Genomic DNA, 15543 nt, shown 5'->3' with positions numbered 1-15543 from the left:
GCTCCACCGCACGGCTGCCGATATCAGAGAGCGTCGGCCAGGACGCTAACGCAGCTCATCCACCACACGGTTGCGCAGCACGCCTACGCCCTGCACCTCGGCCTCCACCACGTCGCCCGGCTTCAGCAGCTTGTCGGGCTGCTGCTTGCGAAAGCCCGCCACACCCGAGGTCGTACCGGTCGTGATCACGTCACCCGGTTCCAGCGTCACGCGCGACCAGTACGCGACGATCATGCCGAAGTCGTACAGCATGTTGCGCGTGTTGTCGCGCTGGCGCACCTCGCCGTTCACCCGCAACTCCATGTCCAGGTTGCCGGTGTCGCCGAGCTCGTCCAGGGTGGTGATGCAGGGGCCGAGCGGGCAGCAGGTGTCGAGGTTCTTGCCCTGGAAGTGAATGCCGTGCGTCTGTTCGGCGAGGATGATGTCGCGCATGCTCACGTCGTTGACCACCGTGAGCCCGGCCACGACCGAGCGCCAGTCCTGTGCGGGCACGTCCTTGCAGCGCGTGCCGATGACGAGGGCGATCTCGATCTCGTAGTCGAGTTCCTCGGTGAGGCGCGAGCGCACGATGTGCTGGTCCGGCCCGATCACCGCCGAGGGCATCTTCAGGAACGCGAGCGGGTAGTCGGGCGCATCCAGCTTCACCTTCTGCTGGTGCACCTCGTCGACGTGCGAACGGTAGGTTCCGCCTGCGGAGATGATCTTGCGTGGACGGGGCACCGGCGCCAGCACGCGCACCGTGTCCGCCACCTGCGCCACGCGGGCCGCAAGCAGCGAATCCAGGCTGGCGGATCGCGCGTGCTCGTCGGCCGCGCGCGCGGCCTGCATCGACAGCACCCCGCCCTCGAGGAAGCGGATCATGTCGCCGGGAACCCGCACCGCCGCGATCTGCGCCGCGAACGGATCACCCGCCAGCGTCGCCGCATACGCGCGCTGCAGGTCGACGATCAATTCGCCCTGCAAGCTGCCCACGCGCGGCGCGGCATCGCCCGGCTCGATATAGGTCACCAGCTTCATGCCTCATCCTCGCAACGTCGAACCGCCCGCAGGATCGCCTGCAGGTCCGCGCAATCGGCAGATGCTTCGAGCGCGGCCTGCGCATGCTCGGAGACGCGGCCACCGGCGAGTTCCACCGCGGTCACGCCCTCGAGCGCTCGCAGGGCAGGCCCCACCACCCGCGCCGCGGTCACCGGCCTGAGTTCGCAGCCGACACACATCCCGGTGAAGCGCACGCGCACCACACCGCGTTCATCAACCGACTGCAGCTCCAGTCCGCCCGCATGCGACCGCAGCATGCTGTCGAGCGCCTGCACCCGGCCCTGGACGGCTTCTCTCATGCGGCCTCCGTCACGAGGCCCAGCTTGCGCCTGGCCGCATCGAGGTCGATGCCCATGATCCGCGCGAAGTTCTCGCCGAGGATCTTGCGACGGTCCTCGCGCGTGATCTGCGGGTAACCGTAGCCGGCGCGCAGGTCGTCTGGAATCTTCAGTTCCATAAAGGCTTCCAGATAGGGCTGCGGATTGCCAGCAAGCGCCGCTTCGGAACCCCACAGGATCTTGTCCGGTCCGGCGGTCTGCAGCAGGCGGCCGATGTGCTCCTGCACGCGCCGCGGTGCGACGCGATAGAAAGCCATGAAGCCGGCCAGCGAAAGGTAGACGTTCGGAAAGCGCGTCGCGATCGACACCATCTCCTCGAAGTAGGGCAGGGCGAGGTGGTGCACGATGAAGTCGGCCTGCGGGAAGTCGCGCGCCGGCGCCTGCAGGTCCACAGGGCTCAACCATTCCATGTTCTGCAAGCCGTAAGGATTGCCCTTGTGGAACTGCAACACCCGCACGCCATTGGCCAGGGCCCGTTCGTACATCGGGTAGGCAAGCTTCTCGTCGTCGCAGCGCCAGCAGTCCTTGAGTTGCGCGTGCCCGTTGTAGAACTTGAACGAGCGCGCACCGAGCTCGCGAGCCTGGTGGTCGATCTGCTCCAGCGCGTCCGTGAGTCCCCGGTAGCCCGGATCGACGCCGCCGCAGAACAGCACGCGGTCCGGATACGCGGCGGCCATCGCATGCTGCGTGCGGACCGGCGAATACCAGTCCTTGAACCAGTCGAACATCGGGACGGTCTGGGCCATTGCCATGTCGGTCGCGGAGCCCTTGAACACCAGCTCGTGCATTTCCTCGACGCTCCAGCGGGTGTCCCAGCGGAAGTCGCGCCGACCGCCCGGCGCGGACCTCGGGTCGCGTACCTGCGCGCGGATGTAGTCGAGGATGCGGTCCCGCGCGGGCAGCGCATCGTCGCGATCCGTGCGCACGTTGCCGGCCGAGAGGTCGTAGAGGTGGATGACGTTGTCGAAGACGAACAGGTTGTCGATCATGCTCACTCCAGACGGATGTTGGCGGAGCGGATCACTTCGCCCCAGTGGTCGTACTCGGCACGGATGAAGCGCCGCGATTCGTCCGGTCCCATGTCATAGGGCACGAAGCCGAGCGGCGCGAAGGCATCGCGCAGCTCCTTCTGCTGCAGCACCTTGTGGACTTCGACGGCCAGCCGGTCGACGATGGGACGCGGCGTCGCCGCCGGCACGAACAGGCCACCCCATCCGATCACCTCGAAGCCGGGGACGGTCTCGTTCGTGAGCCGCGCCTTGGGAAACTCCGGCAGCGGGGTCGGGCTGGCGATGGCGATCAACTTCACCCTGCCATCCCGGATGAACGGCGTGGCGCTGGCGCTCGGCTCCACCAGGAGTTGCACGCGGCCGCTGGCCAGGTCGGTCAGCGCCGGCGTCGTGTTGTAGGGCACGTGGACGATATCGAGGCCCGCACGCGCCTTGAACACTTCCATCGCCAGATGCGCATTCGAGCCCACGCCCGGCGACGCATAGGAGACCTTGCCGGGGTTGGCCTTGATCCAGGCGATGAGCGAGGGCAGATCGTCGGCCGGGACCGTCGGACTGGCGATGAGCAGCAGATGCGCACGCGCCAGCATGGCCACCGGCGTCACGTCCTTGTTGGGGTCGTACCCGAGCTTCATCAGGTGCGGCGTCGTGACGAAGGTGCTCGATGCACCGCACACCATCGTGTAGCCGTCAGGGGCCGCCTTGGCCGTGGCCTCCACGCCCACGTGGCCGCTGGCCTGCATTCGGAGGTGATCCTCGACCTTCAGGAGGGCGACGGCGGTGCTGCCCTGTGCGCGTACCACGGAGAGGCCGTGGCGGCCTCGTCACCGCAAGTGATCGACCTTGTCGCGGGCGGCGTCTTCCAGGTCATGCGGCACCTGTGCGGTCCGCAGTGGCGAGCGCGGGCCGTGTGCCTTGCCCACCCGGCGCCTGCGGATGCACGGCCCTACCGGCGCTACTTCGGGTGCCCCGTGGCGTTCGACGCCGACGGCAACGCGCTGTTCATCGCACTGGAGGACCTCGACCTGCCGATCGCGGAGGCCGATCCGATCTTCCGCAGTGAGTCCGAGCGACAGGTGGAAGCCTGGGCCGGCCTCCGGGCACGGCCGATGGACGCGCGGGTCCGCGAACTGATCCGCGTGATGTTGCCGAGCGGCCGTTGCACGATGGCGAACGTCGCGCTGCGCCTGGGCTTGCAGGAGCGCACGTTGCGCAGGCACCTTGCGGCCGCGGGCGTGACCTTCGCGGGCGAACTCGAAGCGGCGCGGCGCGAACAGGCGCGCGACTACGTCGAGCGCTCGGACAGGGCGATCGGGGCGATCGCGGGACTGCTCGGGTTTTCGGAGACGAGCGCGTTCTCGCGGTGGTTCAGGCAGGAGTTCGGGTGCGGCCCGAAGGAATGGCGAGACAGGGCTGTTTGAACCGGACGGCCTTCGGAGGAAACGTCACCCTGCCACGCACTCGAGCGAGAACAGGGGCAGCTCGCTCTGCCGGCTCAGCCACACGCCGCCACCCACCTCCTGGAAGTGCCGCGACAGCCCATGCCGGTACACCTCGGCGCGATGGCGAAAGATGTGCGGATCGGTCACGTCCTCATCCACGATGTCGCGCGCGTAGTCCTCGCGCGTCACGGCCTCCACATACAGGGCGCCCCGGCTCAGCAGGCTCAGGTTGTTCAGGGCGCGCTTGAGATCCGATGGGCTGAGATAAGGCAGCACACCCTGGCAGATGACGAAGTCGAAGGGCTTCCTGGCCTGGTAGTCCACCACCGAACCGCGCTCCCAACCGTACCGCCCGCACAGGTAGTCGCTGAACTCCACGCCGTGGTAGCTGGCCGTCGGGAATTGCTTCGCCACGATGTCGCGCCAGAGCCCGATGCCGCAACCCACGTCCAGCACCCGCTTGACCGGCACGCGCAGGTACCGCAGGTAGGCGCAGACGAACGCGCCCAGTCGCTCGGAATGCTGCGGGTCCACTACCTTGGTCTTCTTGTCGAAGTAGTAGCGCTGGTAATAGGCTTCGTCGAAGGTGGCAGCATCGGCTGATTGCATATTCCCGCTCCATGTCATGTTGCGGGGATTCTCGGGGATCAGCCGCAACAAGTGCCGAAGCGGCCGTCTCGATAGAAAGGGGCCAGGTCCTGCTCAAGTGCCTGCACGGTCGCGCGCCAGCCGCCGTGCGCCGCGTCGGCGGCCAGGGCGGCGCGCGCGCGTGCCAGCAATTCGGAGCGCAGCGCAGCCTCGTCGATGCCTGTCACCCGGCCAGCCTCGACGACGGTGCGCCCGGCGACGATCACGTCCGCGATGTGCGTGCCGTTGCCGCGCGCCAGCAGCAGGTCGAGCGGGTCCGCGTCGGCGAACAGGGTATCGTCATCGAGCGCGTCCCAATTCAGCAGCACGATGTCGGCCCGCGCCCCGGGCTCGATGCGGCCGCTCGATGGTGCAGCGGCTCCCGACACGCTGCGTGGGCCGTTGAGCGAGGCGAAGCCCCAGAGCTGCCCCGGCGTCATCGTCGTGTCGAAGCCCCAGCCACGGTGCAGCGCGTAGGCGAGGCGTGCCTCGCGCAGCGCGTCGTCGTCCTCGTCGAAGGCCATGCCGTCGATCCCCATGGCCACGCGGCAACCCTGCTTCAGCATCTCGGCCAGCGGAGCGATGCCGGACTTCAGGCCCAGGTTCGAACTCGTGTTGACCGCGATGCTCGCGCCGCGCTCGGCGATCAGCGCAAGCTCGTCGGGCCGTGCCCAGGTGCAGTGGGCCAATGTGAGTCGCGGGCTGAGCAGTCCGATGTCATCGAGGAACTTCACGATGCCGCCGGGATGTTCCCGGTCCGCCCACTGGCGTTGGTAGGGGGTCTCCAGCAGGTGCATGTGCACGGGCCGGCCGGTGTCGGCCGATGCCTGAGCGATGGCTTCGAGCAGCGGCGTGCTGCACCACTGGACGGCCGTCGGGCCGTACTGCACGGTGACGTGGTCGCCCCACCCATCCGCTTCCACCATCGCGGCGACCTCGTCGACCAACGCGAGCTGCCGTGCGGGCGCGACCGGCTGCACGGCAAGCCGCTGCGCGACCGCGTCGCGGATGCCGGGGCGCAATGCGGACAGCACCGTCGCGTCATCGCAGTAGGCGATGCCATGGCGGTCGCGCATCGCCACCGCGAAGCCGATGCGCACGCCGACGTCCCGTGCGGCCCGAGCCACGGCGCGCGCCTCGTCCACGTAGGGCATGCCGCCCTGCACGCGGGTGTAGTGCACCATGAGGTGTGCGACACCGTTGCGCACCGAGCGCGCGAACGAAGTTGCCGCACAGAGGTACGGGTCCATGCCCGGCACCACGCCGAGGTACGGCAGCCAGCTTTCCAGCGGCTGGTTGAACGCCCCCAACGTGGCGCTGCGAAAGGTGCGTGCGTGGTCGTGGGCGTTAGCGAGCGCCGGAAGCGCGAGCCTGCGATGGCCGCTCGCCGCGCCCGGCCGCGCCTCGATGGAAGCCACGCGTCCCCCCGCCACGCCGATGCGCACATCGCGCCGCGCCGGCTCCGCGCCCGGGTCGGCCAGCAGCCAGGCGCAGTCGAAGAAGGCGGCGTCGCTCATCAGCCCAGCGTGCCCGAGACGCCCTCGACCAGGTAGTCCATCTTCTCGAGGATCGGGTCGTAGTTGCCGTAGCCCTTGTCCAGCACGACCTTGCCGGTGTTGCTCTTCACGGCGCCGGTCCAGATCGGCTTGCCGGCCTTCAGGTCGGCGATGGCGGCGGTGGCCGCATTGCGGGCCTGCTCGCTTGCGCCAGCGCCGAAGGGCGTGCTCAGCACCATGTCCTTGTCGTAGCCGCCGAAGAACTGGTTGGGCAGCTTCCTGCCCGCACCCACATCGGCGGCGAAGGCCTTGTAGACCGTCTCCCACTTGTTCTCTGCACCGGTGATGAAACCCTTGGGCGCCAGTTGCGCCTGCGAGGCGTTGTGGCCCAGCGTCTTCACGCCGGCCTTCTCGGCCGTCTCGATCACCACTTTGGGGCTGTCCACATGGCTGGCGATCACGTCGTTGCCGGCAGCGATCAGGGCATTGGTGGCCTCGGCCTCGCGCACGGGCATCGACCATTCGCCGGTGAACACCAACTGCACCACCGCATTCGGGTTGACCTTGCGCACCCCCATGGCGAAGCTGTTGATGTTGCGCAGCACGATGGCAATCGGCTTGGCGGCGACGTAGCCGATCTTGTTGGTCTTGGTCGACAGGCCCGCCGCGATGCCGTTCACGTAGTGCGCCTGGTCGAGATAGCAGAAGTACCCGCCCAGGTTCATCGGGTGCTTCTCGGGCGACCACAGCGAGGTGGGGTGGCGGAACTCGACCTTCGGATACTTCCTGGACATGTCGACCATGAAGGGGTCGAAATAGCCGAAGGAGGTGGCGAAGATCAGCGAGGCGCCGTCGCTCTGGATCATCCCTTCCATGGTCTTGCGCACAGCCACCGTCTCGGGCACGTTCTCTTCCTCGACAACCTTGATGCCGGGCACGGCCTTCAGCGCCTTCGCCGCCACCGCGTGCGCCTGGTTCCAGCCGTAGTCCCCGCGCGGGCCGACATAGATCAGGCCGACGGTGACGTTCCCGGCCTGCGCCTGGGCCGCGCCCGCGCCGAACAGGGCCGGCGCAATGGCGCTGCCGGCGAGTGTGCTGCCGACGGCCGAGCCGAGGGTGGTGCCGAGAAAGCGGCGGCGGTTCCAGGAAGTGTTCGACATGGTGGATTCCTTCTTGAGGTGGTGAGGCGATGGAGACGTACAGGGAATCGGGTGCATGGACCTCAGGCCCTCCTGGGCCGCTTCGCCGCTGCCGGGCGGGCCGCCGCATAGCGGCCGAGGATGCTGCCGAGGTCTTCCTCCACCGGCTTCTTCTCGGGCGTCAGGGCGCGCTCCTGCACGCTGGAAAGGTGCGAATTCATGAGGCGCACGGCGGTCTTCTCGTCGCCGCGACGGAAGGCATCGATCAGGGTCTTGTGCTCGTCGATGCCGCATTGCGAGGAATGCGGATTGCCGTAGATGGCGAGGATCAGCGAGCAGCGAGATACCAGTTCCGACACGTAGCGCTCGATCACCGCGTTGCCCGCCATCTGCGCCAGCTTGATGTGGAATTCGCCGGCCAGCCGCGCACAGACGGCCGGCGCCTGGGTGCGCGCGGCTTCTTCCTCGCTGCGCACATGCCCTTCCAGCGCCGCGCCCATGGCGGGGGCCCAGCGTGCGACGACCAGGCGCACCACTTCGCGTTCCAGGCAGGCGCGCGCCTCGAACACGCTTTGCGCCTCGGCGCGCGAGGGCTGGGCGACCGTGGCCGTGCGCTTGCGGCCCGCCTCGACCAGGCCTTCCGCAGTCAGCCGGGCCAGCGCTTCGCGCACGAGGGTGCGGCTGACATGCAGGTGGGTGGCCAGCACGTCCTCGGGCAGTTTGGTGCCGGGGGGCAGCGCCTGCTCGATCACGGCGTGCTTGATGGCCAGGTAGGCGGCTTCGGATTTGCCAGGTTCGTTCTGGAGGCTCATGGTGTACAGCGCGGGTATTCCTGATGAATGCCTTGCTGTATGCGAAAAGCGGGCCAGCTGCGTCGGCCGGGCTGCACTGCCGTTTGCACCTCCATTGCTCGCGAACGCGCTTCGAATCCCCTGGAGGATGCACCGGAAGGGCGCCGGACCGTGTGCTACGCACCGATCTGGCACGGGCGATTCGTGCGACGCTTGGCAGATATCTTGCATACCTGCAGGCATCCATCAGGTACACAACAAGGAATTGATCATGAGCGCCGAGACCCTGCGTCTTTCCCTGAACCAGCAACAACTGGAACTCCTGGAGCGTTGCATTGCCGCCGGCGACGCCGGTGACCTCCAGGCCCTGGTGCAGCGCGCGCTGCGCGAATGGAAGGAGGGCGTGCCCTCGGCCAGGCCGGCACCCGCCGCGAAGCCCGACCTGGCCAGGTTGTCGGACCGGCGCGCGCACCTCGCCAGCCACGTGATCGAGCCGGGCACCGGCAAGGCGCTGGAAGTGCTGAAGGAGCAGGTCGTTCGCATCTCCCAGGTCGAAGGAGGGCAGTGCGCCGATTTCAACTGCTTCAACCTGCACGACTACAAGGAGTTCATGCACGTGGGCCGCACGCGCACGCTGCATGGCTTCAACCCCGGCCCCGGCGACTTCCTCTGGTCGGCGCCGCCGCGCGAGCGCGCCATGATGTACATCCTGGCCGACACGGTGCGCGCCAACGACGTGATGTTCCCGCGCTGCAGCGCCAACCTGTACGAGTCGGTCTACGGCTTTCGCCGACACACCAACTGCCACGACATCCAGGCCGAGGCGCAGCGCGAATACGGCCTCACGCCGGACGACGTGCATGACTCCTTCAACCTCTTCATGGTGACGGAGATCGCCGGCGAGCGCGGCCGCATCGAGCGGCAGACGTCGAAGCCCGGCGACCACGTGGAGTTCCTCGCGCTCATGGACGTGCTGGCAGTGCCGAATGTGTGCGGCGCCGACATCATGCGCACCAGCAACTTCTCGTTGAAGCCCCTGAAGGTCGAGGTCTTCGGCGCGTCGGAGCGCGACCTCGCGAGCGTGCCGCCACTCGGCGACTACGACTCCAACCGCACGCCGGCACAATTCGCACAGCCCCGCATCAAGGCCGACCGCGCGCTGCAGCGCAACGCAGCCTACGTGCCGCAATTCACCAACGTGCCGATCGTGCAGCGCGAGCACGAAGTGCGGCTGAGCGCCGCCGAGTACGAGATCCTCGGCTCGCTCGGACTTCGGCAGTTCTACGGCGAGGACCTGGCGGCGCAGCTGCGCGACGTGCTGTTCAGTTGGTGGGAGAAGCGCTACCTCGCTTGATGCCCAGCTCGTGGAAGCCCGAAGGGGGCGGAGCGCGTTCGATCTGCCACTCCAGCACGATGCGCACGCCGCCGCCCGCCGGCTGCTCGATCCGGAAGTCGGCACCGATGGCGATGGCCCGCGCGCGCATGTTGTCGAGGCCGCGGCCGTGCGCCTGCGCTTCGTGCGCACGCGCGTCCGCGGGAAAGCCGACGCCGTTGTCGGTGATGCGCAGCATCACGCGCGGCGACGCTTCATCGCGCCAGCGGACCTGCACCTCTACCTGCGAGGCACGCGCATGTTTCATCACGTTGGTGAAGGCCTCCAGCAGGATCCGCTGCACGTGCAGCACGACGGGCGGCGACAACTCGCGGAGCTCCGGCAACTCGGCGACGTCCCAGATGACCTCGATGCCCGCGGCCTGCAGGCGCGACTGCAGGCGGTAGCGCAAGGTCGCCAGCAGGGTGGCGAGGTCATCGTGCGCCGGTTGCAGCGAGTCGACGGCCATGCGCATCTCGTCGAGCGCCAGTTGCACCTGCTCCTTGAGCGCCGCGGGGTCGGCGCCCTTGCGCGTCACCATGTTCAGTAGGCCGACAAGCTGCGAGCCGACGCCGTCGTGGATCTCCCGCATGATCCGCTGCCGTTCGATCGCGACCGACTGGTGATGCTCTTGTTCCCGCAGCGAGTCGAAGGCCCGATGCAGCTGGCGCTCGCGCTCCTCGACGCGGTGCGAGAGTTCGGCATTGAGCGCCTGGAAATTCGCGACCGAGCGGCTGTACCGCTCGGCGACGAACCACGTCATGACGAGCACGAACGCGAACATCCCGTGCTGGATGTAGGTGTTGTAGAGGCCGCTCGCGCCAGCAACGCGGATGATGAGCACATCGTGCGTGCCGGTCGCCAGAGCGGCTGTGATCGCGGCGGCCAGCACCCACGCCTTCGCGCTCCCCGTCCGGATCGCCTCGCGCGCGACCATCGCGAGCGTTGCCAGTCCGAGGACCGGAATGAGCACGAACCCCAGCGTCATGAGCAGCGGCAGGCCCAGCGCGAACGCGAGGGCGTCGAGCACAGCGACCCCCACGAGCACGGCGTCGATCGCGCGACTCATGCGACGCGTGATCGTCCCCGCCGCAATCAGGGCGAACCGGCACATCAACGCGATGTGCGCCGTGTAGCAGATCGCCGCGATGGCGCCCCATAAGGGCCAGGGCACGGGCACGTCGGGCCATGACCGGTCGATGACGCGCACGACGCCGAGCAGCGCAGCCAGGCTGAACCACCCGTAGAAGGGGTCGCGCTGGCGCCACCACAGCACGGCCGTGAGCGCGCCCATGCCGACCAGTCCGGCCGCGAAGACCAGCATGGCGATGTCGCGAGAAAGCACCTGGTCGTTGTAGAGGTCCTCGATCAGCGAGACGGGGCCATAGCGCACCACCGAGAGGCCCCCGAGGCGCTGGGCCTGGATGGTGACGTCCACGCGCAATTCGTTCGGGCGATCCGCATGCAGGAGGGCCGCCGACAGCGTCACCATCCGCACGGTCTTGGTGGCGTCGAACAACGGTTCGCCGAGTTCGCCCCAGCGCTGGATCGTGCTGCCGTTGAGCAGCACATGCACCTGGTTGCCGACACGCGAGAAGAGCAGCGCCATCGGCTCCATGTCGGCGCGCGGCGGCAGCGTGATGCGGTAGCTTGCACGACCGCCCTGCCCGGGGAATTCGCGATCCCAGCGGCGGGCGAGGTCGACCTCGCCCTCGCGCACCGGGCCGCCCTGGGGCTCCAGCCGGGCGTAGGCCCGGTCGATCACGAGGATGCCGGGCTCGCCGGCGGCGAAGGCCGGCGCGGCACAGAACAGTGCCGCAATTGCCGACAGCACGGCAATGATCCACCGCGCGCCCGCCGCCCGGCGCACCGCCTCGCCGATGACCCCGACCGATCGCACTAGCGGAGCAACCCGAGCTGCCGTGCCTCGAACACGGCTTCGGTCTTGTTGTGCACGTCCAGCTTGCCGTAGATGTTGCGCACGTGGCTTTGAACGGTCGAGAGCAGGATGCCCATGCGCTGGGCTGTCTCGGCATAGGTGAAGCCGCGGGCGACCAGTCCCAGCACCTCGGTTTCGCGCGGGGACAAGGCCTCACGGCCGGGCGGGACCTCCGCCGCCGGCAACTCGGGACGCGCCTGCCATTGCACGAGCAACTGTCGCGCGATGATCGGCGACATGGGCGATCCGCCCGCATGCAGGCTCAGCACGTGCGCGGCCAGGTCGGCTTCGGTGCCGTCCTTCAGCAGGTATCCGCCGGCGCCGGCCTCGAAGGCATGCAGCATGTTCATCTCGTCGCCGAAGATGGTCAGGACCATCATGGCGCAGGCGGGCTGCAGGTCCCGGCAGCGCCGTATCACTTCCAGGCCCGAGCAATCCGGCAGGCCCAGGTCGACAAGCAGCACGTCGACGGGGTTGTGGGCAAACCACTCGAGCAATTCGGCCGCCGTCGAGGCACCGAAAGCCAGCCGCAGGCTCGGTTCGGCCGCGATCACCCGTTCGAAGCGCTCGCGCATGCCCGGGTTGTCCTCTACGAGGGCAACGCTGACAGGGGCTTGAGGGTCCGGATTCGGCAAGCAGCAACTCCGCGGGTGGAGTCCGGATGTTCTCACGATCGACCGTGACTTATGCACGGGCGACACCCCATGAACTGCGGATGTCCCTGCGCCGGCCGGCCGGTAGCGTCCAGGGGCCGTCCAGAGTGCCCGCCAACGAAGGGCCTGGACCGAGCGAAATCTTTCGACAACTGGAGCAGGATCTGATGAGAAAAACGGCAACGCAGTGGAAATTCAAGTACGCGGCCCTCGCGCTCGCGGCATCGTTGGCCGCGTGCGGCGGCGGTGGCAGCGGCGGCGGCTTCGTGGGAACCGGAGTCGGAGCAGGTACCGGGACCGGGACCGGCACGGAAACGGGGACAGGCGCAGGCACAGGGACCGGCACAGGATCCGACACGGGCGGCTCCGGCGGCGGCGTGGCGGCATCGGGCGCGCAGATCTCCGGCGTGGCGGCCGTGGGCGCTCCCCTGGTCGGCACCGTCACGGTCAAGGACGCGCTTGGCGCCACCCGGACCAAGGACATCGGCACCAATGGCTCCTACCAGGTCGACGTCAGCGGCATGACGGCACCTTTCGTCTTCCGCGCGGAAGGCCGGGTCAATGGCATGACGGTCACGGTGCATTCGCTGGCCACCCAGGCCGACATCGACGGCAAGATCAACATCACCCAACTGACCAACCTGGTCGTCGCGAACATCGCGGGACAGATCGCCGCGAACTACTTCGACAAGTTCGAGCAGGGCAGCAACCCCAGCCTGGCCACCAAGGCCCTGGTCGATGCCGAGGTCGGCAAGCTGAAGGAAAAGCTCCTGCCCGTCCTCACCGCGCTGGGCGTGGACGCCGCCATCGACCTGCTGCACGGCACCTTCACGCCGCTGGCGGACCCGATCGACAGGGCGCTGGACGTGATCCGCGTTCAGTACGACACGGCCGCCAACACCGCGACCATCTCCAACATCCTGAACACGTCCACCGTCGTCGACGACCTGGCGAAGCAGGCCGCCGCCGAGCCTGCGGTCACCAGTCCGCTGAGCAGCGACAACGTCGTCACCGGCCTGTCGGACCAGGCACTCGTGAAGAAGGTGCTGACGGACTTCGCCGGCAAGTTCGCGAACGGTCTCCCCGCCTCGGGCGACCTGACGCCGCTGATGACCAGCGGCTTCATGTGGAACGACAGGAACCGCGCCACGTGGGTGGCCGAGCTCACCCAGGCGTCGGACTTCGTCGGCATCTCTCTCACCGACATCGAGATCAACCAGATCAACTACAACAACGTCAACGGCGTCACCGCGCGCGTGTCGTTCACGCCCAAGACGCCGCAGGGCGTCGAACTGGGCCGGGTCGAGGACTGGCTGATCCGCAAGAGCCTGACGGACGGCATCTGGCGCCTGCATGGCGACCAGCGCAGCCTCGACCTCGACTGGTTCGCGACGACCTCGCTGCACAACGGCCTGCCGGGCTCCGGTGCCTGCGTGAGGACCGGCATCGAGTTCAACATCGTCGACCACAACACCACCAACAACGGCGGCGCCATCAATTCCATCGTGGTGACCGGGCCGGGCCTGCCCGCCGACGGGCTGCACTACGAAGCAGCGCCGGTCGACGAGCGCTGGAAGATCGCCGGCGCCGGGCAGGAAACGTATGTCATGGCCTCCAACTGCACGGGTGCGCAATCGCCACTCAGCGACGCGGCCATCGCGGCGATTCCGGACGATGCGGTCTACACGCTGACGCCCTATGACATCAACGGCGCCAAGGTCCTGTCGCCCTCGGGGTCGAGCGACGGCACCTTCCGCATGAAGGTCCAGCGCCGCCCGCTGACCCTGGCCGAAGCCGCCGGCAACGGTGTGTTCCCGGTCATCGCACCGGACACGATCACCGCATTCAACGGCTTCGTGTCCGGATCACTGGCCTTCTCGGCAAGCAATCTCTATCCGCTGAGCCAGGCCTACGTGCAGATGCGGCGCCAGAGCGCCGCGTTCCAGACGCTCGACCAGACGGAGCTCTCCGTGCTTCCGAGCGCATCGGGAACGATCAGCACCAGCATGGACTTCGATGTCCAACCGTTGGCCGTGTCGAGCGCGATGTGGGTGGAATCGCCTGATCGCTATCGACGCAACATCCAGACCTACTACTACAAGTAGTCGACGCCGGGGCAGCCAGCGCAAGCTGGCTGCCCGCCAGCCGACGAAAGGACGGCGCCGCAGTGCACATCTCCTTCGACCTGGTCTTCGGCTCCCTGACGCTGGCCGTGACAGGCGTCACACTCGCCCTGGCCCCGCCCGAGAAGCGGCTCGAGTTCCTGTTTCACATCACCCTCGTGACGGTGCTCACTGTCTTCGTGATCGAAACGGCATAGGCCCTGCCATTCGATCATCCGGCTTCGGAACACGCCGAATCTCCCGCCGCGATGCGCGCCGGGGGCTGCCACCACACCCATCGAAAGTTGCTTGCAGCGAAGGCGCGCGCCTTCGTGGACTTTGTCATGGAGGCCTTTCGCAGACTTGCGGACCGTCTTGCCGGGAACGTCGCGAACGCGGCAGCCTGTCGTTGTCTGTAATAGAGGGAAATATGACATTTGGGAAATCGGCCTCGACGCCTATCTTCGGAGCGTGAAGGCCAGGCGACTCGAGGGATGCAAGCCATCGCGCGCGTTCCCTCGAAGCCCGCCGTGAATCGTCACGAGGGCCTTCCTGTCTCCAAATCAACCCAAAGGAATGATCATGATCACCGAGATCGACAAGGTTCTCTACACCGCGAAGACCCACACCACGGGCGGACGTGATGGCGCCGGCAAGTCCAGCGACGGCGCGCTCGACGTGAAGCTGAGCAGCCCCGGCAGCCACAGGCCGGGCACGAACCCGGAGCAGCTCTTTGCCGTGGGCTGGTCGGCCTGCTTCATGGGCGCCATGGGCCTGGCCGCAAAGGCGAGGAACATCACCTTGCCCGCCGATGTGGCCGTCGACGCCGAAGTGGACCTCGGCCTCACGGACAGCACCTTCTCGCTGCGGGCGCGCCTCAACGTCCACGTGCCGGGGCTGGATCGCGCGCTCGTGGAAGCACTGGTCCGCGACGCACACCAGACCTGCCCGTACTCGAGAGCGACGCGCGACAACATCGACGTCGCCTTCAATGTCATCTGAGCCGATCGATGACTCACTCAATGACCGATCGGAGGAACCTCATGACCACGACCGCGACCCAACCTGCGCTGCGAACCCTCCAGAACGCCTTCCTCGCGCTTCTGGTCGTGGACACCATTCCGGGGCCCGTCGTGATGGTGGGCCACTCGTATGGTGGCGCGGTGATCTCACTCGGCGAGCTGGGCGCCAGGTTCCCGGGCAGCACCTTGGGCTCGGTGCTGGTGCCGGTGGCACTGCCCGGCGGTGGCAAGGACCTCTACGTCCAGCAAGCCAAGTACCGCGAGCAGATTGCGGCCGACGTCCCCGAGCGCGTCGCAGCCCTCCTCGCGGCCACGCAGCGACCCGTCGCTGAACTTGCGTTCAGCGAGAAGGCAGATTCTCCCGCGTGGAAGGAAGTGTCCTCCAGGTTCATCTACGGCACGGCCGACAAGGCGATCGCGCCGCCGCTGCTCGCATTCATGGCGCAACGCGCGGGATCGAAGCACACCGTGGCCGTTCCGGGCGCTTCGCACGCCGTCCTGGCATCGCATGCCGACGAGGTCGCAGCGCTGATCGAAGAGGCTGCCGCCAATTGACAGGGGCGGGCGACAGGGA

16 protein-coding genes are annotated in these 15543 nt (G+C 67.6%); 6 read left to right on the top strand and 10 right to left on the bottom strand.

Annotated elements, in window-relative coordinates; all coding sequences use genetic code 11:
• Positions 1-45 precede the first annotated feature (45 nt).
• The 4 genes from AC1D3B_RS11850 to AC1D3B_RS11835 are packed head-to-tail and all read right to left on the bottom strand — an operon-like array spanning position 46 to position 3129.
• Positions 46-1017 carry a fumarylacetoacetate hydrolase family protein gene (locus AC1D3B_RS11850; RefSeq protein WP_478190862.1) on the bottom strand — a complete coding sequence of 324 codons (972 nt, stop codon included), beginning with the start codon at positions 1015-1017 and terminating at the stop codon, positions 46-48.
• On the bottom strand, positions 1014-1337 hold the full coding sequence (locus AC1D3B_RS11845) for a NifU family protein (protein ID WP_478190861.1): 324 nt from the start codon (positions 1335-1337) through the stop codon (positions 1014-1016). Before AC1D3B_RS11845 ends, AC1D3B_RS11850 begins: the two co-directional genes overlap by 4 nt.
• Positions 1334-2365, bottom strand: a complete 1032-nt coding sequence (locus AC1D3B_RS11840; RefSeq protein WP_478190860.1) for an amidohydrolase family protein — start codon at positions 2363-2365, stop codon at positions 1334-1336. Before AC1D3B_RS11840 ends, AC1D3B_RS11845 begins: the two co-directional genes overlap by 4 nt.
• A gap of 2 nt (positions 2366-2367) precedes the next feature.
• A complete protein-coding gene (locus tag AC1D3B_RS11835; RefSeq protein WP_478190859.1) occupies positions 2368-3129 on the bottom strand; it encodes a Bug family tripartite tricarboxylate transporter substrate binding protein in 762 nt (253 codons plus the stop codon).
• A gap of 6 nt (positions 3130-3135) precedes the next feature.
• Here AC1D3B_RS11835 and AC1D3B_RS11830 point away from each other — a divergent pair, with 6 nt between their 5' ends.
• Entirely contained in the window at positions 3136-3807 is a 672-nt protein-coding gene (locus tag AC1D3B_RS11830; protein ID WP_478190858.1) for an AraC family transcriptional regulator, read from the top strand.
• A 24-nt stretch (positions 3808-3831) separates the two neighbouring features.
• Here the strand turns inward: AC1D3B_RS11830 and AC1D3B_RS11825 are convergent, their stop codons facing one another.
• From AC1D3B_RS11825 to AC1D3B_RS11810, 4 genes are all read right to left on the bottom strand, one after another.
• On the bottom strand, positions 3832-4437 hold the full coding sequence (locus tag AC1D3B_RS11825; protein WP_478190857.1) for a methyltransferase domain-containing protein: 606 nt from the start codon (positions 4435-4437) through the stop codon (positions 3832-3834).
• A 38-nt stretch (positions 4438-4475) separates the two neighbouring features.
• A complete protein-coding gene (locus AC1D3B_RS11820; RefSeq protein WP_478190856.1) occupies positions 4476-5972 on the bottom strand; it encodes an amidohydrolase family protein in 1497 nt (498 codons plus the stop codon).
• Positions 5972-7111, bottom strand: a complete 1140-nt coding sequence (locus AC1D3B_RS11815; RefSeq protein ID WP_478190855.1) for a BMP family ABC transporter substrate-binding protein — start codon at positions 7109-7111, stop codon at positions 5972-5974. Before AC1D3B_RS11815 ends, AC1D3B_RS11820 begins: the two co-directional genes overlap by 1 nt.
• A gap of 62 nt (positions 7112-7173) precedes the next feature.
• Positions 7174-7902 carry a GntR family transcriptional regulator gene (locus AC1D3B_RS11810; RefSeq protein ID WP_478190854.1) on the bottom strand — a complete coding sequence of 243 codons (729 nt, stop codon included), beginning with the start codon at positions 7900-7902 and terminating at the stop codon, positions 7174-7176.
• Positions 7903-8152: 250 nt separating this feature from the next.
• Here AC1D3B_RS11810 and AC1D3B_RS11805 point away from each other — a divergent pair, with 250 nt between their 5' ends.
• Positions 8153-9235 carry a DUF1989 domain-containing protein gene (locus AC1D3B_RS11805; protein WP_478190853.1) on the top strand — a complete coding sequence of 361 codons (1083 nt, stop codon included), beginning with the start codon at positions 8153-8155 and terminating at the stop codon, positions 9233-9235.
• On the opposite strand, the gene AC1D3B_RS11800 is transcribed toward AC1D3B_RS11805, so the two are convergent.
• Positions 9204-11153 (bottom strand): sensor histidine kinase, encoded by a 1950-nt coding sequence (locus tag AC1D3B_RS11800; protein WP_478190852.1) that lies wholly within the window; start codon positions 11151-11153, stop codon positions 9204-9206. The two genes, AC1D3B_RS11805 and AC1D3B_RS11800, sit on opposite strands and share 32 nt — an antisense overlap.
• Positions 11153-11827: a response regulator gene (locus AC1D3B_RS11795; RefSeq protein ID WP_478190851.1), complete on the bottom strand. Its 675-nt coding sequence runs from the start codon at positions 11825-11827 to the stop codon at positions 11153-11155. The genes AC1D3B_RS11800 and AC1D3B_RS11795 overlap by 1 nt, the downstream gene beginning before the upstream one ends.
• 185 nt (positions 11828-12012) lie before the next feature.
• On the opposite strand from AC1D3B_RS11795, the gene AC1D3B_RS11790 reads away from it, so the two are divergent.
• From AC1D3B_RS11790 to AC1D3B_RS11775, 4 genes are all read left to right on the top strand, one after another.
• Positions 12013-13950 (top strand): hypothetical protein, encoded by a 1938-nt coding sequence (locus AC1D3B_RS11790; RefSeq protein ID WP_478190850.1) that lies wholly within the window; start codon positions 12013-12015, stop codon positions 13948-13950.
• A 62-nt stretch (positions 13951-14012) separates the two neighbouring features.
• Entirely contained in the window at positions 14013-14165 is a 153-nt protein-coding gene (locus AC1D3B_RS11785; protein WP_478190849.1) for a hypothetical protein, read from the top strand.
• 367 nt (positions 14166-14532) lie between these two features.
• The gene (locus tag AC1D3B_RS11780) at positions 14533-14949 is read left to right on the top strand and encodes an organic hydroperoxide resistance protein (RefSeq protein WP_478190960.1); all 417 of its coding nucleotides are present in this window, start codon (positions 14533-14535) and stop codon (positions 14947-14949) included.
• 41 nt (positions 14950-14990) lie between these two features.
• Positions 14991-15524, top strand: a complete 534-nt coding sequence (locus AC1D3B_RS11775; protein WP_478190848.1) for an alpha/beta fold hydrolase — start codon at positions 14991-14993, stop codon at positions 15522-15524.
• Positions 15525-15543 lie beyond the last annotated feature (19 nt).

Source organism: Variovorax sp. P5_A3 (assembly GCF_056400665.1).
The sequence above is the reverse complement of the archived record's forward strand: the minus strand, read 5'-3'. Positions and strand labels throughout refer to the sequence as shown.